Origin of the sequence: Rhizobium sp. 007, from assembly GCF_015353075.1 — a bacterium.
GTDB lineage: Bacteria > Pseudomonadota > Alphaproteobacteria > Rhizobiales > Rhizobiaceae > Rhizobium.
In genome coordinates this window covers 1,722,428-1,741,484 of sequence record NZ_CP064187.1, presented here as the reverse complement: position 1 = coordinate 1,741,484, position 19,057 = coordinate 1,722,428, and the positions used below count along the sequence as shown (strand labels likewise).

Below are 19,057 nucleotides of genomic sequence, written 5' to 3'. Positions count from 1 at the left end.
GACACGCGACAGGAAAATGCCCACCGTCAACAAAGAGCGGACGAAGTGCCTTTGAGGCCAGGCGTTCGCCTAGAATTTATACCCGATCTGGACGCCTGCGCGCGTCATGCCGTCGTTCGGACCGTCACAAAGATCTGCGTGCGAGGAATGGGCAACTTGCGCCGTGACGTTCCAGTGGGTGTCGAAACGGTAGCCCAGACCAATATATTCATGAAACAGCAGTCGGCAGCCGAGTGCCGGCCCATCGCCGTCGTCATCGAGATCGCCAGTGTGGATAAGGCCCCCAAAACCGGCTTCGGCAAAAAGTTTGTCATTGATATCGGCGGTCCAGGAAAGGCCGGCGAAGACCTGGGTCGCTTCACCCCCGGTTCCGATCGACGTGCCGAGGTGAATGCGGGGGCGCACCAGCTTTTGCTTCCAATCGGTAGCGGAATCGGCGCCGAAGGGATCGAAGAATGCCGTAACTTCGGGGAAGACGCCGTCCTCACGCTCGTCGCCGCCCTGGGTCGAGGTTGACGCGCCAAAACGCAGTTCATCGAAAATTCGTTCCTCCGCATGAGCGGATGCCGAGACGTCCGAGACGTCGGCGATCAATGACGCCAGCAGACTACTCAAGGAACGCAGCACCAACCCGCGATTAGGGATCGTCATCCGGTGTCCTCCTTGTTCCGCGCCAAGGGCAGAACAGGAGGATTGGTAGCATGAGTCGCTGCCAAGCCAGCACGGCTGTCTTATGTTCATGCTGTCAACGCGGCGGTCAACATCCTAGCGGCCCGAACACGGCCATCGAAGGCGGTTAAACCCGTCGCCCGAGAACGCGAAAGGGCGGCCCGAGCCGCCCCTGAAAATCCCCATCCTTTCGGGCGGGGAAGATGTTAAATTTCGCCGACATAGGCCGAGCCGCCGCCTTCCAGCAGGCTTCTCAAAATGATCAGGCCGTTTTCAAGCGCGTCCTTGCTCTTCGGCGAGGAGAAGCCGATGCGCACGCGGTGATAGACCTTGTCGGCGCGGGCGGCCTTGAATTCATCCTCGTCATCGACGAGCACGCCATCGCGAAACGCGGCGTTCTTGAAGGTGCCGGACATCCAGGGATCGGGAAGCCTCAGCCAGAGGAAGGGAACATGCGGGTGTGATTCGAAATCGAACCCGTCCAGCAATTCGCGGACGAGCCGCTCTCGTGTGGCGAGTTCGGTGATACTTGCCTTGCGCATGGCATGGGCGATGCCGCTTTCGACGAGGCGTGCGCAGGTCTCCGCGAGAATGAACGGCAAGCCACCCGTGATCATCTTGTGCGTGACCTTGATTCGCTGGGCAAAATGCGGCGGGCAGGCGACCCATCCACCGCGGACGCCGGCAGCGACCGATTTGGAAAGCCCGTTGACGAGGAAGGTACGGTCGGGCGCCAGCGACGCCAGCAAAGGGATTTCGTCACCCGTCATGCCGCCATAAAGGTCGTCCTCGATTAGCCAGACGCCATGCCTGCGGGCCGTCGCAGCAATCGCGGCGCGGCGTTCATAGGGCATGGTTGCGAGCGTCGGGTTGTGCGCGGTTGGCATCAAAAAGGCGAGCTTGGGATGCTGCTGCTGGCATAGCCGCTCGAAGTCGTCAGGAAGGACGCCGTTCTCGTCGGAATCGACGGTGATCGTCCGTCGACCCAGCAGGCGGGCGCTGCGGCTCACCTGCGTGTAGCTCAGGTTCTCAAAGACGATCTTGTCGCCGGGCGAGGACACGGCCGAGATGATCGACACCGCGGCCGCATGGGCGCCTAGCGTCGGAACGATATTCTCCGTCTCCGGCGTCCAGCCATTTCGCGCCAGCCACCTCTGCCCTGCCAGGAACCAGTTCCGCGGAAAATTGCGGGAGTAGGAGGATATCTCCGAAATGTTCTGCTCCCCGATTTCGGCGAGGATCTGACCGATAATGCGGCCCTGGCCGAGATCGGGAGCCGCGGTGGTGTCGAAGCGGATCTTGTTTGCCGGCGCGTCGAGAACCCGCGTGCCGCCAAGCGAAATCGTCAGCGGATCGGCCTGTTCGCCCGGCGCCGTCTCCGCGCGATCAAGCACATAGGTTCCACGCCCGACTTCGCCCGCCACCAGTCCACGTTCGTGCACCAAAGCATAGGCCCGGCCGATTGTGCCGATCGTCACGCCGATATCGTAGGCAAGGTTCCGCTGCGGCGGCAGTTTGCTGCCTGCGGGGAGGGCGCCGCTGGCGATGGCGGACTCGATGCTGTCCGCCAGACGCATGTATACTGGGCCGGAGCCGCGCGAAAGATCAGGGAGCCAATTTGTCATGGTAACAATTTGATAGATTGTCACCCTTCACATGTCAAGAGTATGAACAATCGTCAGTAACGAAGCGGACCTTCATGACGATGTCTATCAATCAGAAGATCGATCAGCATATTGTATCAATTGTTGCCATGGGCGAGCGGTACAAATTGCAACCCAGGCCAACCCAAGGGCTGCTTGCCAAGATTCAGGACATACTGTCTTGCTGTAGCATGAAGCGCGAAGGGCGGCGAGCCCTGCGCGAGATGGCGGATTGGCAGCTGCGCGACATCGGGCTTTCGCCGGCAGATGCGGCGAAAGAAATCAGCAAGTCGCGTTTTTGGGATTGATCAGCGGCAGGTTTTGCCGCCGCCGGACCAGCGGGTCACGTCGCTAGCAATGCGGGTGGAAACCGGCTCGGACATCATCGGTCCGAAGGCCTGGAGGCGGGCTGGGTTGCCTTCGGCCTGAACGACGAGCAGTGGCCTGCCTTCCGGGCTGTTCTTGTGGACAACCAGGATTCGTGGGCGGCCGGAGAAGGAATTGAGTTCCGGCGCCAGGCGGTAGGCTGAAAATGCAGCATCGCCGGATTTGAACCAGCACGAATTGGCGCCGACGGCAACGCGCTCCATGGTGGAAAGCGCGCTGCGATCCGGGCCGGAGGCGGGTGCCCTGGACTGGCACGACGCGATCAAAATGCACAGCATGCTTGCCGCCGCAACCGCTGCGATATTCGTGGAAGGGCGCATCAATCTTGCTCCGGTGGACCTCTTGAGTGCGTCTTACGCGCCGAAGGTTAAGCAGCGATTACGTCGAGCGCCGAAGCAAACAGCCCGCAGCCGTCGGAGCCGCCATGGGCTGCTTCGATCAAGTTTTCCGGATGCGGCATCATGCCGAGAACGTTGCCCTTGGCGTTCATCACCGCGGCAATGTCGTTGATCGAACCGTTGGGGTTGGTGCCTTCCGCATAACGGAAAACCACCTGGCCGTTGCCTTCTATCTCAGCCAACGTCTCGGCATCCGCGAAATAGTTGCCGTCGTGGTGGGCGACCGGGCAACGTATGACCTGACCCTTGGCATAGGCGCGGGTGAAATCCGTATCGGCGTTGGCGACCTCAAGCTTGATCTCGCGGCAGACGAACCTCAGCGAGGCGTTACGCATCAGCGCACCCGGCAGCAGGCCGGCTTCCACGAGGATCTGAAAGCCGTTGCAGACGCCAAGAACCCTGACGCCTTTGTGAGCCTTGTCGACGATAGCCTGCATCACCGGCATGCGGGCCGCAATCGCGCCGCAGCGCAGATAATCGCCATAGGAAAAGCCGCCCGGAATGACGATCAGATCGACGTCGGGAATGTCAGTTTCCGTCTGCCAGATTGTCACCGGCGCGTGGCCGGAAATTTTCGTAAGCGCTGCGATCATGTCGCGATCGCGGTTGAGGCCCGGAAGTTGAACGACGGCTGATTTCATGGGTGCGGTTCAAACCTTGCTTGTGCTTCTGCCAATTCTCGAAGTTCGAGACGATTTTCAATGCGGCCCAGGCGATCAAGTACCTGGCTCATCGTGCCATGCAGATTGTTGGTGTCGCCCTGCATGACGTGCAATATGGTTGCGCAGGCTGTTGATATCTCGACGAATGCCCCTCTGTCCTTCCTTCAATATAGAGACATCGGACTGAATTTTCCTCAAGATTTCAAACAGCAATTTCCTACGTCAGGTCAGCCATCACATTCTCCGCAACCGTCAGTCGAGAGAAATAGTGTAATTTTCGATCACCGTGTTTGCGAGGAGTTTTTCGCACATGGCCTTGAGGTCGGCTTCGGCCTTGGCCTTGTCGGCGCTTTCGAGCTCGAGGTCGAAGACCTTGCCCTGGCGGACATGGCCGATGCCTGTGAAGCCGAGGCCGCTCAGCGCGCCTTCGATTGCCTTGCCCTGCGGATCGAGAACGCCGTTTTTCAGCGTGACGGTTACACGAGCCTTGATCACTTCTTCTTCCCTGTCTTTGACCAGAACGTCTTACTTGACCAAAACCGGGCCGGTGCCGCGCACAGGCTCGTTTTCGTTGATGATGCCGAGGCGGCGCGCGACTTCGGAATAGGCTTCGAGAAGCCCGCCCATATCGCGGCGGAAGCGGTCCTTGTCCATCTTCTCGTGGGTTTCGATGTCCCAGAGGCGGCAAGAATCAGGCGAAATCTCGTCGGCAAGGATGATGCGCATCATGTCGCCTTCGAACAGCCGGCCGCATTCGATCTTGAAATCGACAAGCTGGATGCCGACGCCAAGGAAGAGGCCGGTCATGAAGTCGTTGACGCGGATGGCGAGCGCCATGATGTCGTCGAGCTCGGCAGGGTTTGCCCAGCCGAAGGCGGTGATGTGTTCTTCCGAGACCATCGGATCGTCGAGAGCATCGGATTTGTAGTAGAATTCGATGATTGAGCGCGGCAGAACCACGCCTTCCTCGATGCCGAGGCGCTTGGCCAGCGAACCGGCAGCGACGTTGCGCACAACGATCTCGAGGGGGATCATCTCCACTTCCCGGATCAACTGCTCGCGCATGTTGAGCCGGCGGATGAAGTGCGTCGGGATGCCGATCTTGTTCAGATGGCTGAAGATGTATTCCGAAATGCGGTTGTTCAGAACGCCCTTGCCATCGATGACTTCGTGTTTTTTCTTATTGAAGGCCGTGGCGTCATCCTTGAAGAACTGGATCAAAGTCCCCGGTTCCGGTCCCTCATATAGAATCTTGGCCTTGCCCTCGTAGATACGGCGGCGACGGTTCATTTTAGTTGTTCTCTGTCGTTGGCGCTCTTGGGATAGCGCGAGTGGATGGATCTCGTGGCGTCCCCATAAAGGAAAAGAGAGAGTTTCACAATGCGCCTGTCACTCCTTCCCCGGATTCCAGATATGTAGGAACGCGGCCCAAGAGAATCGAAGACTTTCTGGAGATAAGCTTACAGTTTTTTGTGATGCGGTGGAATCAAAGCCGCCAGCACGGCCGCTTATGCAGGCTTTATTTGCTGCGGTTGCTTTTGATCTGCTGGCGAAGAACGCCCTGAAGGGCGTGGGCGCCGCCGTCGTGCCGCCGCCAGCCCGCATTGCGTACAAAAGCCGGAATCTGCATGGCCGGCATCGGCCGCGCCAGGGCATAGCCTTGCAGCATGTCGCAGCCGAGATCGCCAAGGATGCGGACATGATCCATGCTTTCGACACCCTCGGCCGTGACGAGGATGTTCAGCGAACGGCCAATATCGATGATGGAACGGACGAGCTTTCTCTGCTCGGCCGACTGCGGCAGCATGCGGATCAGCTCCCGGTCGATCTTCAGCGTGCGAGGACTGAGTTTGAGCAGGCTGACGATCGAGGCGTGACCGGTACCAAAGTCGTCGATCTCGATATCGATCCCGAGCTTGCGGAATTGCCTGAGATTGGTCAGGACTGCATCATCGCAATCGTCAAGCGATATGGATTCCAAGAGCTCGAAGGAGAGGATCCCCGGCTCGATCTTCTGCACCCGCAGCTTCTTGCCAAGGCCCGGATCGGCCAGGCGCCTGGAGGAGACATTCACCGAAAGCTTCGGTGTGACGAAACCGTCTCTCGCCCAGGCGGCGCGATCAGCCAGCCCTTTTTCGAGGATCAGGCCGTCGATCGCTGAGACGACGTCAAGATCTTCGGCAATCGTCAGGAAGTGGCCTGGTGTCAGCAATCCGTGCTCCGGATGCCGCCAGCGTGCCAGCGTCTCCACGCCGGCAACCTCCAGGGTCTGGGCATGAAACTGTAATTGATAGAAGGGAATGAATTCGTTGCGCTCCAGTCCCAGCAGCATTTCGTCCGACAGGCGCTTCGCCGCGATGATGGTGCGGCGGGCGTCCTTCGAGAAGAATTCATGGCGGTTGCGGCCTGCGCCCTTGGCGCGGTAAAGCGCGATATCGGCGTTGAGCAACAACTGCTTTGCATCGAGGTCCTTGCCGCTTTCCGCGGCAATGCCGATGCTGGCGCCGAAGCGACAATCATGACCTTCGTAGCGGATCGGCTTGCTGAGTTCGCGGATGATGCGGGCTGCCATATTGGAAAGCTTCTTCGGAGAGCTGTCGATCGTGCAAAGTACGACGAACTCGTCGCCGCCGATGCGCGCAACGAAATCGCTCGCGCGCACGCTCTCCTTCAGCACCCTGGCCGCGTGTTTCAACATGGCGTCGCCGGCGCGGTGGCCGAGCGTGTCGTTGATCTGCTTGAAACGATCGAGGTCGATATGCAGGATCGCGAGCGTCAAGCCATTCTCGCGGCATCCGGCGGAACGCTCGTCAAGCATGCGGTCGAGATAGCGGCGGTTGGGCAGTTCCGTGAGATAATCGTGAAGCGCCAGATGCTCGATGCTTTCCCTGGCGGCTTCGAGTTCCTGATTGCGGGCTTCCGCGAGATCCTTTGCCTTCTGCAGATCGTTGCGAAGACTGACCTCTTCGGTGACGTCCCAATTTGCGCCGATGAGCTTGCGCTTGCCGTCGGCATCCAGGAAGAAAGCCGAGCGGGCGCGAATGACGCGTTCGGCGCCATCGCCGCGGATGATACGAAACTCCTGCAGCAGGCCGCGGTCTTTTTCGAGACTTGCCTCCAGGTTCTTCAGCGTGCGCTCGCGGTCGTCCGGGTGCAGCGCCTGCTCCCATGCCTCGCTCAACTTTACGCGCGGCGTGCCTTCAAGCCCGTACATCGCCAGCAAGCGGTCGTCCCACTCGACTGTTCCGGCGTTGAGATCGGCTTCGAAAACGCCTATGCGCGAGATTTCGAGAGCGAGATCCAGCCTGCGCGACAGGTGCTCGAGCATCTCCTCGGATCGTTTGCGGGCCGTGATGTCCGTATCCGTGCCGACGATGCGGGCAGGGGCGCCGTTTTCGTCCCATTCAACGCAGGCGCCGCGGCATTCGATCCAGACCCAGCCGCCGTCCTTGTGGCGCTCCCGGTATTCGAAGACGTGATAATCCGGGTCCCCTGCGATCTGCTTCTCAATGGCCCCAATGACGAAATCGCGGTCATCGGGATGAAGAAGCTTGAGCCATTCCTCGTAGTCTCCGTCGGCCTCCTCGTGCGGAGCCATGCCGCGGATTTCTTTCCATGTATCGGAGTAGTATTTGGTGCCGATTAGGTTGTTGTGGTCCCAGACGCCGAGGCCAGAGCCGACGAGCGCATAGTTCCAACGGCTCTCGCGCTCCGCCAGATCGGAGGTATCCGGTGCCTGCTTCACCGCAAGCTTGTTGTCAGTATTGATCGCGCTGACCTGTTTTCGCTGCTTCACTGCGCACTCGCCCAATTCGCGTGCAGGCAGTCTGAAGTCATTGAATAAAATAACTGTTAAGCAGTGCCTGAAAGACGTGGAAAACTTTCGGTTTTCCAGAGCCTAAGGCTTCAGGCGGCTCAGGAACTGCGCGAAGACCATCGTTCCCTCCGGCCAGGGGCCGTGGCCTGACTCCGCGTTGATATGGCCGGATTCACCAGCGTCGATCAGAAGCGAGCCCCAGCTTGCGGCAACGTCATCGGCATGCTCGTAGCTGCCGAATGGATCGTTGCGGCTTGCCACTGTGATTGCAGGGAACGGCAGCGGATCGCGCGGGTAGGGACCGAAGGTCATGAGGTGCTTCGGGCGGATCTTCGGATTGGCGACATCGGGCGGTGCCACGAAGAAAGCGCCGGCCACCTTCTTCCTGAAATGCGGGATCGCATGGATCGCCGATGGTATTCCGAGCGAGTGGGCGACAAGGACGACGGGGCGGGACGAGGCGTTCACCTCCTCGGCGATGCGGGCGACCCAATCTTCGCGGACCGGTTTTGACCATTCCGCCTGTTCGACGCGCCGCGCAGTGCTGAGCTTTGCTTCCCAGCGCGTCTGCCAGTGGTCGGGGCCGGAATTCGTGTAGCCAGGGATGATGAGAATGTCGACGTCAGAAGCTTTCATGATCCCGCCGATGTGAGAAAGCTTGGCCGTTCTGTCAAGGGAAAGCGCGACAACGGCAGTGAAATTCGTTATGATCGCGCCATTGCCGGTTGCGGTTTCTCGTGTCGGCTGCGTCAATGCCGATGCATTTCCGCCGCCGGCCGATCGGCTTACGGAGGAGAAAGCCATGTCGGCATTTCATGTTATGACAGGATCAGGCGAGCGCTACGCACGTCTTGCTATTAACAAGATCAGCACCGCAGACGTCTTCGACGCGTTACGTCGCGGGCTGGACGATTTTCGCGAAAAGCCTTCCCATTACGTGTTCTTATGCCTCATGTATCCGATTGCCGGCATTTTTCTTGCCCTTGCGTCATCGGACGCAAACCTTCTGCCGATGATCTTTCCGCTGATGTCCGGGTTTGCACTGATCGGGCCGATTGCCGCCATCGGGCTCTATGAAATCAGCCGCCGCCGCGAGGCGGGTCTCGATACGTCGTGGAGGCATGCGCTCGAAGTCAGGCAATCGCCGGCCTTGCCGTCGATTATCGTCGGCGGGCTGCTGCTGTTCGGCTTCTTCATCGTCTGGCTCGTCGCAGCGCAGACGCTCTACACGAACCTGTTCGGCGATGTTTTCCCGCGGTCGATCGAAGTGTTCACCTCGCAGATTTTCGGCACGCCCGAAGGCATGCAACTGATCATCTGGGGCAATCTGCTGGGGCTGGTCTTCGCCATCGTGGTTCTGGCGACGACCGTCGTCACGTTTCCCTTGCTTCTCGATCGCGATGTAGGGCTGGTGGCTGCTATGGCGGCTTCGATCCGCGCAACTGTCGTCAACCCGGTACCGGTCATGCTGTGGGGCCTGATCATTGCTGCGGGGCTGGTCATCGGCACGATCCCGCTTTTTGTCGGGCTGGCGCTGGTGATGCCTATCCTCGGCCACGCAACATGGCATCTCTACAGAAAACTGGTCACGCCTGCATAAGGCACGATGCAGTCTGTGCGTTAAGCGAGCGGAACCTGCAACCTCCTTCAAAGTTAATCTGACGATGTCTTTGAAGGAGGCTTCCATGCCAGCACCGCGGCACGTCTTTACCCGCTTTGCCACCAACGTGTCGGAATGGGCGGGCAAGCCGGCCGTCTTCGTTCTCGCGGTCGCGGTCGTCATTGTCTGGGCGGTGTTGGGGCCGTTCTTCGACTATTCGGAAACATGGCAGCTGATCATCAATACAGGCACGACGATCGTGACCTTCCTCATGGTTTTCGTGCTGCAGAACGCGCAGATGCGCGACACGCGAGCCATCCAGGCCAAGCTCGATGAACTCATCCTGACCAGCCATGCCGAGAACCGCTTCATCGGTATCGAAAACCTCGACGAGGAGGATTTGAAACATCTAGACCGGCTGGTGGCGAAAGCCGCCAGAGGGAAAGGCCGGACGGAGGCGAGCAATGTATCGCCGGCGGTGGAAGGACGCCGCAAAAGATCGCAGGGAAGCAAACACGCTGCACCATCGAAAACGCGCAAGCAGAAATGACATCGGCGCCGTTGCTCCGGCGCCGTTTTCGAATGCAGCCGGGGGTTAGCCGAAAACGCGCTTGAAGATCGTGTCGACGTGTTTGGTGTGGTAACCGAGGTCGAACTTCTCTCGGATATCATCTTCCGAAAGTGCCGCACGGACTTCCTGGTCGGCGAGCAGTTCTTCGAGGAAGTCCTTGCCCTGTTCCCAGACCTTCATGGCGTTGCGCTGCACGAGGCGATAGGCGTCCTCGCGGGAAACGCCTGCCTGGGTGAGGGCCAGGAGAACACGCTGCGAATGGACAAGGCCGCGGAACTTGTTGAGGTTCTTCTCCATGTTCTCGGGATAGATCACGAGCTTTTCGATGACGCCGGCCAGGCGGTTCAGGGCAAAATCCAGCGTAATCGTCGTATCCGGGCCGATGGCGCGCTCGACACTCGAGTGGCTGATATCGCGCTCGTGCCACAGCGCCACGTTTTCCAGTGCCGGAACGACCGACATGCGCACCAAGCGGGAAAGGCCGGTGAGGTTTTCGGTCAACACCGGGTTACGCTTGTGCGGCATAGCAGACGAGCCCTTCTGGCCCGGCGAAAAGAATTCCTCGGCCTCCAGTACCTCGGTGCGCTGCATGTGGCGGACCTCGATCGCGATGTTCTCAATCGACGAAGCGATGACACCGAGTGTGGCGAAGAACATCGCATGGCGGTCGCGCGGAATGACCTGGGTGGAGACCGGCTCAGGCGTGAGGCCGAGCTTGGCGCAGACATGCTCTTCGACGCGCGGGTCGATATTGGCGAAGGTGCCGACAGCGCCGGAGATCGCACCGGTGGCAATCTCGGCGCGTGCGGCGACGAGGCGGGCGTGGTTGCGGCCCATCTCGGCATAGAAGCGGGCGAGGGTGAGCCCCATGGTGGTCGGCTCGGCGTGGATGCCGTGGCTGCGGCCGATGCGGACCGTGTCCTTGTGCTCGAAGGCGCGCGTCTTGAGCGCTGCGAGTACGCGGTCCATATCGGCGAGCAGAATGTCGGCGGCGCGCACCAGCTGGATGTTGAACGTTGTGTCGAGCACGTCGGACGAGGTCATGCCCTGGTGCACGAAACGGCTGTCCGGTCCGACGAATTCGGCAAGATGCGTCAGGAAGGCGATGACGTCATGCTTTGTGACGGCTTCGATCTCGTCGATCCTGGCGACGTCGAACTCTGCCGCGCCTCCTTTTTCCCAGATCGTCTTTGCTGCTTCCTTTGGAATGACGCCGAGTTCGGCCAGCGCGTCGCAGGCATGTGCCTCGATCTCGAACCAGATGCGGAACTTGGTTTCGGGCGACCAGATGGCGACCATCTCTGGGCGGGAGTAACGCGGGATCATGGCACACTGCTTTCGTTGCGAGGAAGACTTTCTGGCGCCCCTGTAGCAAAGACGCGCGGTAATCTCAACGCATGCGTTTTGCAAGCGCGTAGCTGGTTACAAGCAGGAAGACGAGGCCGAACGGCAGGAAGAGCCGCAGACCGAGGACCAGGAACTGATAGACGGCGTTCGCGCCGGTGAAGATGAACTGGTAGGTCCATACCAGGCTGCCGAACGGCGCATGCCAGCGCGAATAGAAAATGCGGTAGTCCATGGAAAAGAGAAATGCCGTCATCAGCATCGTGCCCGCCGTCAGGCAGACGAAGAAGGCGGCAAAGCGCGTTTCGATCCGGCGCCGGTAGGCGAAGAAGCGGCCGATCGGCAGCATGAAGGGCCAGGAGAAAAGGCCGCCGGCGAAATAGAGAAGCGCCAGTTCGGCCGCGTGTTCCGTCTCGAGGCGATTGCGCATGTAAAGCGCCGACATCGCCGAGGCCATCATCATGAAGCCCCAAAGCGCGGCGCCGCCAAACAGCTCGAAAATGGGTGGTCTGGCAGCGCGTATCCGGTCCATCGTCAACGATATGCCAATGTCATGAGCGCCCGGCCTTTGCAGCGCTTCGCAGGTCGCTGATGGCGGTGCGGTAGGCTTCGACGGAGGCGCCCTTGAAGATCGCCGAACCGGCGACGAGCACATTGCAGCCCGCCTTGCCGACGATCGGTGCGGTCTCGACCGTGACGCCGCCGTCGACCTCAAGCTCGATCGGCCTGTCACCGATCAGGGATTTCGCGGCTGCAATCTTTCCGGCCATCGCGGGAATGAATTTCTGGCCGCCGAAGCCGGGGTTCACCGACATGATGAGGATGAGGTCGACGTCGTCGAGAACGTTCTCGATCGCCGACAGCGGTGTTGCCGGATTGACCGTCACTCCGACCTTCTTACCGAGATTGCGGATCGTCTGCAGCGAGCGGTGAAGATGCGGTCCTGCCTCAGCATGAACCGTGATGCGGTCGCAGCCAGCCTTGGCGAAAGCCTCCAGATAAGGATCGGCCGGCGAGATCATCAGGTGGCAATCGAAAGTCGCGTCCGTATAGGAGCGCAACGACTTGATGACGTCGGCGCCGAAGGAGATGTTCGGCACGAAATGGCCGTCCATGACGTCGAGGTGGATCCAGTCTGCGCCTGCCGCCGTCACATCGCGCACTTCCTGTCCGAGCTTGGCAAAATCCGCAGCCAGAATGGAGGGGGCAATCCGGATCGGCAGGGTCATGGCACTCTTCTCTCTCCGTGGGGAACTTGCGGCGGTTTAGCAGGGCTCAATCGAACGGGCAACAGCATCAACGCTGCACTCGTGAACTCTGCGTAAACGGCATTCTCGTCTCGGGCTAATCGCCGGGCGCGGCGGGCGCGGCGAAAATGCCGCGGCGCCATTCCAGCAGCCTGTAAGGGTTCTCCGAAAGCTCGTGGCCAGCCGTGAACGTTAGATCGCCGATCGGCGTAGAGAACCTCGTGCCGACGAGTTTTTCCGCCACCGTCTTTCCTTCTGCCGTGGCGGCCGTTGCCGCCTGCTGCGCGACGGCCGCTGCTGCGGCTGCCGGCAGGACATAGCCTTCAGGCTCGATGCCTTGCGCGCGCAATGCCGCCGCTGCGGCTTGTGCGGGCTGCAGAGTGTCGAATTCCGGCATGGTGACCGCACGCACGCCGTCCGGAAGCGGCAGCGGCTGGTTTGCCGCGCGCATTGCATCTCCGCCCAAAATAGCGAGCGGAATCTTCTCAGCTGCGGCATCTCGGGCGATGACTGCGACGTCGCCGCGGTCGCCGCCGATGAAAACCTTGGTGGCGCCGGCCTTCTTCAGGCGGCGGACGAGGGCGATCTGCTGGTCCTGACCCGGGCGATAGGTGTCCGTAAAGACGGGCTTCAGCCCTTTTTCCTCAAGCGCATTCCGGATGGCCTCGGTCAGTTCGCGGCCATGGATGGTGCCGTCCTCGATGAGGGCGATCGGCGCTGCCTCCCAGTCGTTGAGGATCGCGTCGATGATGCGTGCGGCTTCGGCGCCATCGGCCGGCGCCAGACGAAACAACGGCCAGCCGTTCTTCAATGCGTCTTCCATCAGGATGCGTGCGCGTACCGAGACGGTGATCGCCGGAATGTTCGCATCCTTGAGCTTCGGCAATGCACTTTCCAGCGTTTCGCTGCAGAGAAAGCCGATTGCGACTTGCACCTTGGCGTTCACCAGCGCATCGGCAATCGCGGCACCACTGTTTTCCTCGCAGGGCTCGTTGATTGTGACGACGGTATTGCCATCCTTGGTGATCTGATAGTTCGCTCCGGCGAAGACCTGCGCGCCAAGTTGCTGCAGGTTGCCGCCCTGGGGGGCGACGACGCCGATCGTAACGCCCGCAGCATGGCTTTCGGCTGCTGCAAGAAACAGCATCGAAAAAGCCGCTATGCCACGCAGAATACTCATGAAAATCGCCGGTTCCCTGTCGCCCTTCATGCCCTTTTAGCTGCCCTTCGGCAATCGTCAAAGAAAAACAGGCGGAATGCGCCGCATTTCGTCGGCTTCATTGTAGAAAAGGTAACCGATGGCATCCATATTAGCGGCACAAGAATAGGCGGCGCGGCCGCAGGAGACCGCATTTGTTGAACAGGCAGCCGATCGATCCGCAGCTCTATCGCGATGCCATGAGCCGTTTCGGCGGTCATGTGCAGCTCGTGACGACGGTGCTTGGCGAGACACGCCGCGGGGTGACGATCACCGCAGCCTGTTCGGTATCCGACGATCCGGCCTGCGTGCTCGTCTGCCTCAACAACAGCAATCCGAAGAACGACATCTTCTTCCAGAGCGGCATTTTCGCGCTGAACACGCTCGGCGCGCACCATCAGGCGCTGGCCGACGCCTTTTCCGGACGAACGCCGATGAGCAACGATGAGCGGTTCGCGACCGGCAAGTTCGACAAGCTGGTCACCGGTGCGCCCGTGCTCTGGGATTCGCTTGCCTCCTTCGATTGCAGGGTGATGGAGATCAAGGAGATGTCGACCCACCACATCATTTTCGGTGAGGTCGTGGCCGTGCGTTTCAACGAAACAAAACCGGCGCTGCTCTATATGAACCGCGACTACCACACGCTATAACTCCCTTAAAAGGGAGGAGACATGCCCGATCATCCGCTGCCGCCCGCGTCTATCGACGAGACGATCGCCATGCTGGCAAGAGAGGATTATCTCGCAGGCCGGTCGCTGGCGACGGTCCTCTTTCTCGCCCTGAAGATGAAGCGGCCGCTGTTTCTCGAAGGAGAGGCCGGCGTCGGGAAGACCGAGATCGCGAAGGTGCTGTCGAAGGCGCTCGACCGGCCGCTGATCCGGCTGCAATGCTACGAAGGCCTCGATATCGCATCCGCCGTCTACGAGTGGAATTATCCGGCGCAGATGCTGGAGATCCGGCTTGCCGAAGCCTCTGGATTGACCGATCGCAGCCGTATCGAATCCGATATCTTTTCCGAGCGCTACCTTATCCGCCGCCCTGTGTTGCAGGCGCTTTCGTCTGCGGAAGGCCGTGCGCCGGTCTTCCTGATCGACGAACTCGACCGTACCGACGAGGCTTTCGAAGCCTTCCTGCTGGAAGTGCTCTCGGATTTCCAGGTGACGATCCCCGAGCTCGGGACCATCAAGGCCGCCGAGCCGCCGATCGTCATCATCACGACCAACCGGACGCGCGAAGTGCACGATGCGTTGAAGCGCCGGTGCCTCTATCACTGGGTCGATTATCCGGAGGCCGCGCAGGAATTGGAGATCATCCGCCGGAAGGTGCCCGGCTGCAACGAGGCTCTCTCCCAGCAGATTATCGCCTATGTGCAGAAGCTGCGCACGCTCGATCTCTTCAAGAACCCCGGCGTGGCAGAGACGATCGACTGGGCGACGGCGCTGACCGAACTCGACCGTCTGGCGCTCGATCCGGAGACCATTTCCGACACGATCGGTACGCTCCTGAAATACCAGGACGACATTGCGCGCATTCATGGCGGCGAAGGCGCTCGTGTGCTGACCGAGGTCAAGGACGAGTTGAGGGCAGCGGGTTAAAGATGAAAACGCAACCTGCGCAGGATGGGATCGTCGTTCCGCCGCCGCCGGCCGAGGGGCGCTTTGCCGACAATATCGTCTTCTTCGCCAGGGCGCTCCGTAACGCCGGGCTCAAGATCGGTCCGGGATCCATTGCCGATGCTATCGAAGCTGTCGAGGCGATCGGCATGGGTTCGCGCGAGGAATTCCACGCGGCGCTCTTTTCGGTCTTCGTCAAACGGCACGAGGACAGGCCTGTCTTCGACGAAGCCTTCCGGCTTTTCTGGCGCTCCCGCGATCTCGTGGAGAAGATGATTGCGATGATGTTGCCGCAGGCGCCGGACAACCGTCGAAGGGAAAAGGCGAAGGCGGGCGAAACGCGCGCCAGCGATGCGCTTCTCGGTGATCGGCGCGACAATAGGCCCCCTCGTGATGAGCCGGATATCGAGATCGACGCGCGGTTCACCACCTCCGGGAACGAAGTCTTTCGCCGGATGGATTTCGCGCAAATGTCGGCGGCGGAAATTGCGTTGGCGAGAAAAGAACTGGTCCGGCTGCAACTGCCGCTCGACAGCGTTCCAACTCGGCGTTTCAGGCAATCGCATGTTCACCGGCAGGTCGATCCGCGCGCGACGATGCGCTCGGCGCTGCGCACCGGCGGGTCGCTGATCCTGCCGCGCTATCGCGAACAGAAAGAGATCCAACCGCCTTTGGTGGTGCTTGCGGATATTTCGGGCTCGATGAGCCAGTACACCCGTATCTTCCTGCATTTCCTGCACGTGCTGACGGAGAGCCGGCGCCGCGTCCATACGTTCCTTTTCGGAACGCGGCTCACCAATGTCACCAGGCAGATGCGCCACAAGGATCCGGACGAGGCACTGAACGAATGTGCTGCCGCGGTGAAGGACTGGTCGGGCGGCACTCGTATCGGCGAAACGGTGAGGGAGTTCAACCGGCTGTGGGGACGCCGCGTCCTCGGGCAGGGCGCGTTGGTGCTGCTGATCACCGACGGGCTGGAGCGGGAAGGCATCGAATTGCTGGCCGAAGAAATGGACCGGCTGCACCGATCCTGCCGGCGGCTGATCTGGCTGAACCCGCTTCTGCGCTTCGAGGGCTTTGAGCCGCGGGCTCGCGGCGTTCGCGCCATGTTGCCGCATGTTGACGAACTCCGTCCGGTTCACAATCTATCATCCTTGAGCGACCTTGCTGCGGCGCTCGACGCGGGCAGATCACCGGCGCACGATCCGCGGCGCTATCTCGACAGAATGAGAGGTTTTGCATGAGCGAGACGTCTTTCGACCTCGATCCGCTGATGACGGCGGAGGAATGGATGAAAAGCGGCCGCAGTGTGGCGATCGCGACCGTCATCGAAACCTGGGGCTCGGCGCCCCGTCCTGCCGGCAGCCATCTGGTCATCGATGGTGACGGCAATTTCGAGGGCTCGGTCTCCGGCGGTTGCGTCGAAGGTGCGGTGATCGCGGAGGCGATGGACGTCATCGGCGACGGCAAGGCGAAGATGCTGGAATTCGGGGTTGCCGACGAGACCGCCTGGCGCGTCGGGCTATCCTGCGGCGGCCGGATCCGCGTCTTTGTCGAAAGGCTTACCTGATGGACGCCGCCAATCTGGAGCGGCTGAACGCCGCCCGCCGAGCACGCAAGGCCGTGATGCTGGTCACCAACTTGGAGCATGGAACGGATCGCGTGATCGTCGAAGGCGGGCCGGTCGATAGCGCACTGAGCGATACCGTCGCTGCGGCATTCCGCTCCGGCAAGTCCGGCATCTGCGACATCGATGGCGGCAGGTACTTTCTGAATGTGCACCTGCCGCCAGCCCATATCGTCATCATCGGCGCGGTCCATATTAGCCAGGTCCTGGCGCAGATGGCGGCGCTTGCCGGCTTCGATGTCCGCATCATCGATCCGCGAAGCGCCTTTGCAACGCCGGAGCGTTTCGCCGGCATAGATCTCACCGCCGACTGGCCGGTCGATGTGCTGAAGGACCGTCCGCTCGATGCCTATACCGCTGTCGTCGCGGTCACGCATGATCCGAAGATCGATGATTTCCCGATCGCCGAGGCGCTTCGAACGGGCTGTTTCTATGTCGGAGCGCTCGGCAGCCGCAAGACCCACGGTTCGCGTCTCGAGCGGCTGAAGAAGGAGGGTTGTTCCGACGGCGAACTGGCGAGGATCAATGGCCCTATCGGGCTTGATATCGGCGCCTCCAGCCCGGCGGAGATTGCCGTTGCGATCCTTGCGCAGATCATCCAAGCCTTGCGCTCGCGCGACGTCTCCTCTCCGAAAGGTGACAAAGCATGATCTTTGGCGAATTCGATGTCGGCGGTGCGGAAGGGCTCATGCTCGCCCATTCCGTCAAGATGCCGGATGGGACTTTGCCCAAAGGGCATGTGGTTGACGCTGCCGACGTCGAGCGGCTGAAGAGCTCGGGCATCGAGAAGATTGTTGCGGCACGCCTGGAGGACGGCGATCTAGGCGAGGACGAAGCGGCCGCACGGCTGAGTGAGGCAATCGCGCCCGATCATCTCCGCTTTTCGGAGGCTGCGACCGGCCGCGTCAACATCTATGCTGCGGCGGACGGGCTTTTCGTGGCTGACCGGGAGGCCGTCGATCGCCTGAACCGCATCGACCCGGCGATCACGCTCGCCTGTCTTGCCGATCATACACATGTCAGCGCCGGCGATATGGTGGCGACCTTCAAGATCATTCCCCTGGCGGTTCCGGGCGCGAAGATAATTGCCGCCTGTGCGGAGCTTCGCGCGAGTGGGCCATTTCAGGTGAAGCTGTTTGCCGACCATGCCGTTTCGCTGATTGCCACGGAACTGCCTTCGCTGAAAGTGTCGGTGATGGACAAGACGGCGCGCATCCTTGAGCGGCGGTTGGCTGCTTGCGGCAATCGTCTGCTGCGGGAGCGGCGCGTGCCGCATGAGACCAAGGCTCTTGCCGCTTCGATCCAGGATATCATGAGGATTCCGGAGAAGGCGCCGAAGCTCGTCATCGTCTTCGGTGCCTCGGCGGTCATCGACGCGGCGGATGTCATTCCGCAGGCAATACGCGAGGCGGGCGGGCGTATCTTGAGCGTCGGCATGCCCGTCGATCCGGGAAATCTGATGGTCCTCGGCAGCATCGGCGAGACTTATGTCGTCGGTGCGCCTGGTTGCGCCCGCAGTCCGAAGGAAAACGGTTTTGACTGGGTTCTCGACCGCATTCTGGCCGGTGAAGAGCCGAGCGCGCATGAGGTGACCGGAATGGGCGTCGGAGGCCTGCTAATGGAGATACAATCGCGGCCGCAGCCGCGCGATGTGCCTGCCAGGAAACGTGCCGACGCTTCCGTTGCGATCGTCCTGCTTGCCGCCGGCAGAGCGCGCCGCATGGGCGAGGGCGGCCAGCACAAGCTGCTGGCGGAATTCGATGGCATGCCGCTGGTGCGCCGCTCGGCATCCATTGCTGTTGCCAGCAGGGCTTTATCGGTTACGGCCGTAACGGGGCATCGCCGTGCTGAGATTGAAGCAGCACTTGAAGGCTTGAGCGTGCAGCCGGTCTTCAACGCCGATTATGCCTCCGGCATGGCAAGCTCTCTCGCGGCCGGCTTCGCACATGCCCATGCGAACGGCGCCGAGGGCGTCCTTGTCATGCTTGCTGATATGCCGGGGGTCTCGACGGCGGACCTCGATCACTTGATCGGCGCATTCGAGCAGGCCGAGGGCCGGGCGATCGTTCGGGCGGTCTCCGGAGGCAAACGCGGAAATCCGGTCATTCTGCCGCGATCATTGTATTATGCAGTGCTTTCACTCGAAGGCGATGTCGGCGCGCGCCACATCGTCGAGACGGCGCGGCTGCCGGTCGTCGATGTCGATATCGGCGAAAGTGCGCATCTTGACGTGGATACGCCGGAGGCGATTGCCGCAGCAGGCGGCATATTGAAGGGATAG

General features: G+C 60.9%; 21 protein-coding genes. 9 read left to right on the top strand and 12 right to left on the bottom strand.

Annotation, left to right across the window (positions count from 1 at the left end; genetic code table 11):
- Positions 1 to 69: 69 nt before the first annotated feature.
- Positions 70 to 651: an acyloxyacyl hydrolase gene (locus tag ISN39_RS08835; RefSeq protein WP_194729793.1), complete on the bottom strand. Its 582-nt coding sequence runs from the start codon at positions 649 to 651 to the stop codon at positions 70 to 72.
- Between the two features lie 224 nt (positions 652 to 875).
- Positions 876 to 2,294, bottom strand: coding sequence for a PLP-dependent aminotransferase family protein (locus tag ISN39_RS08830; RefSeq protein ID WP_194729792.1), 1,419 nt, complete (start codon positions 2,292 to 2,294; stop codon positions 876 to 878).
- A gap of 74 nt (positions 2,295 to 2,368) precedes the next feature.
- Here ISN39_RS08830 and ISN39_RS08825 point away from each other — a divergent pair, with 74 nt between their 5' ends.
- Positions 2,369 to 2,620, top strand: a complete 252-nt coding sequence (locus ISN39_RS08825; RefSeq protein WP_246763311.1) for a DUF1127 domain-containing protein — start codon at positions 2,369 to 2,371, stop codon at positions 2,618 to 2,620.
- Here ISN39_RS08825 and ISN39_RS08820 read toward each other — a convergent pair whose 3' ends face one another.
- The 6 genes from ISN39_RS08820 to ISN39_RS08795 all read right to left on the bottom strand — a co-directional run bounded on the left by ISN39_RS08820 (position 2,621) and on the right by ISN39_RS08795 (position 8,212).
- Positions 2,621 to 3,019 (bottom strand): hypothetical protein, encoded by a 399-nt coding sequence (locus ISN39_RS08820; protein ID WP_074068330.1) that lies wholly within the window; start codon positions 3,017 to 3,019, stop codon positions 2,621 to 2,623. It lies immediately after the preceding gene.
- Positions 3,020 to 3,066: 47 nt separating this feature from the next.
- Positions 3,067 to 3,738, bottom strand: coding sequence for a phosphoribosylformylglycinamidine synthase subunit PurQ (gene purQ, locus ISN39_RS08815; protein ID WP_194729791.1), 672 nt, complete (start codon positions 3,736 to 3,738; stop codon positions 3,067 to 3,069).
- A 273-nt stretch (positions 3,739 to 4,011) separates the two neighbouring features.
- On the bottom strand, positions 4,012 to 4,254 hold the full coding sequence (gene purS, locus ISN39_RS08810) for a phosphoribosylformylglycinamidine synthase subunit PurS (RefSeq protein ID WP_039845014.1): 243 nt from the start codon (positions 4,252 to 4,254) through the stop codon (positions 4,012 to 4,014).
- Between the two features lie 30 nt (positions 4,255 to 4,284).
- A complete protein-coding gene (gene purC / locus ISN39_RS08805) occupies positions 4,285 to 5,049 on the bottom strand; it encodes a phosphoribosylaminoimidazolesuccinocarboxamide synthase (RefSeq protein ID WP_022715264.1) in 765 nt (254 codons plus the stop codon).
- A gap of 229 nt (positions 5,050 to 5,278) precedes the next feature.
- Complete coding sequence (locus tag ISN39_RS08800; RefSeq protein WP_246763357.1) at positions 5,279 to 7,528, bottom strand: EAL domain-containing protein; 2,250 nt, start codon at positions 7,526 to 7,528, stop codon at positions 5,279 to 5,281.
- 129 nt (positions 7,529 to 7,657) lie between these two features.
- Entirely contained in the window at positions 7,658 to 8,212 is a 555-nt protein-coding gene (locus tag ISN39_RS08795; protein ID WP_194730134.1) for an alpha/beta hydrolase, read from the bottom strand.
- A 166-nt stretch (positions 8,213 to 8,378) separates the two neighbouring features.
- Between ISN39_RS08795 and ISN39_RS08790 the strand changes: the two genes are divergently transcribed.
- On the top strand, positions 8,379 to 9,176 hold the full coding sequence (locus tag ISN39_RS08790; RefSeq protein ID WP_194729789.1) for a DUF2189 domain-containing protein: 798 nt from the start codon (positions 8,379 to 8,381) through the stop codon (positions 9,174 to 9,176).
- Positions 9,177 to 9,261: 85 nt separating this feature from the next.
- Positions 9,262 to 9,726: a low affinity iron permease family protein gene (locus tag ISN39_RS08785; RefSeq protein ID WP_194729788.1), complete on the top strand. Its 465-nt coding sequence runs from the start codon at positions 9,262 to 9,264 to the stop codon at positions 9,724 to 9,726.
- Between the two features lie 45 nt (positions 9,727 to 9,771).
- On the opposite strand, the gene purB is transcribed toward ISN39_RS08785, so the two are convergent.
- From purB to ISN39_RS08765, 4 genes are all read right to left on the bottom strand, one after another.
- Positions 9,772 to 11,073 (bottom strand): adenylosuccinate lyase, encoded by a 1,302-nt coding sequence (gene purB / locus ISN39_RS08780; protein WP_074068320.1) that lies wholly within the window; start codon positions 11,071 to 11,073, stop codon positions 9,772 to 9,774.
- 64 nt (positions 11,074 to 11,137) lie between these two features.
- Complete coding sequence (locus tag ISN39_RS08775) at positions 11,138 to 11,623, bottom strand: hypothetical protein (RefSeq protein WP_194729787.1); 486 nt, start codon at positions 11,621 to 11,623, stop codon at positions 11,138 to 11,140.
- Positions 11,624 to 11,642: 19 nt separating this feature from the next.
- Positions 11,643 to 12,320, bottom strand: a complete 678-nt coding sequence (gene rpe, locus ISN39_RS08770; RefSeq protein WP_074068315.1) for a ribulose-phosphate 3-epimerase — start codon at positions 12,318 to 12,320, stop codon at positions 11,643 to 11,645.
- Between the two features lie 115 nt (positions 12,321 to 12,435).
- Entirely contained in the window at positions 12,436 to 13,518 is a 1,083-nt protein-coding gene (locus tag ISN39_RS08765; RefSeq protein WP_074070279.1) for an ABC transporter substrate-binding protein, read from the bottom strand.
- Between the two features lie 173 nt (positions 13,519 to 13,691).
- On the opposite strand from ISN39_RS08765, the gene ISN39_RS08760 reads away from it, so the two are divergent.
- Genes ISN39_RS08760 through ISN39_RS08735 form a run of 6 tightly spaced genes read left to right on the top strand, consistent with a single transcriptional unit; the run spans position 13,692 to position 19,057 of the window.
- Complete coding sequence (locus ISN39_RS08760) at positions 13,692 to 14,186, top strand: flavin reductase (RefSeq protein WP_039845008.1); 495 nt, start codon at positions 13,692 to 13,694, stop codon at positions 14,184 to 14,186.
- A gap of 21 nt (positions 14,187 to 14,207) precedes the next feature.
- Positions 14,208 to 15,131, top strand: coding sequence for a MoxR family ATPase (locus ISN39_RS08755; protein WP_194729786.1), 924 nt, complete (start codon positions 14,208 to 14,210; stop codon positions 15,129 to 15,131).
- 2 nt (positions 15,132 to 15,133) lie between these two features.
- Positions 15,134 to 16,393, top strand: coding sequence for a VWA domain-containing protein (locus ISN39_RS08750; RefSeq protein ID WP_194729785.1), 1,260 nt, complete (start codon positions 15,134 to 15,136; stop codon positions 16,391 to 16,393).
- Positions 16,390 to 16,719, top strand: coding sequence for an XdhC family protein (locus ISN39_RS08745; RefSeq protein WP_074068307.1), 330 nt, complete (start codon positions 16,390 to 16,392; stop codon positions 16,717 to 16,719). Before ISN39_RS08750 ends, ISN39_RS08745 begins: the two co-directional genes overlap by 4 nt.
- On the top strand, positions 16,719 to 17,426 hold the full coding sequence (locus tag ISN39_RS08740) for an XdhC family protein (protein WP_194729784.1): 708 nt from the start codon (positions 16,719 to 16,721) through the stop codon (positions 17,424 to 17,426). Before ISN39_RS08745 ends, ISN39_RS08740 begins: the two co-directional genes overlap by 1 nt.
- Entirely contained in the window at positions 17,423 to 19,057 is a 1,635-nt protein-coding gene (locus ISN39_RS08735) for a molybdopterin-binding/glycosyltransferase family 2 protein (protein WP_194729783.1), read from the top strand. Before ISN39_RS08740 ends, ISN39_RS08735 begins: the two co-directional genes overlap by 4 nt.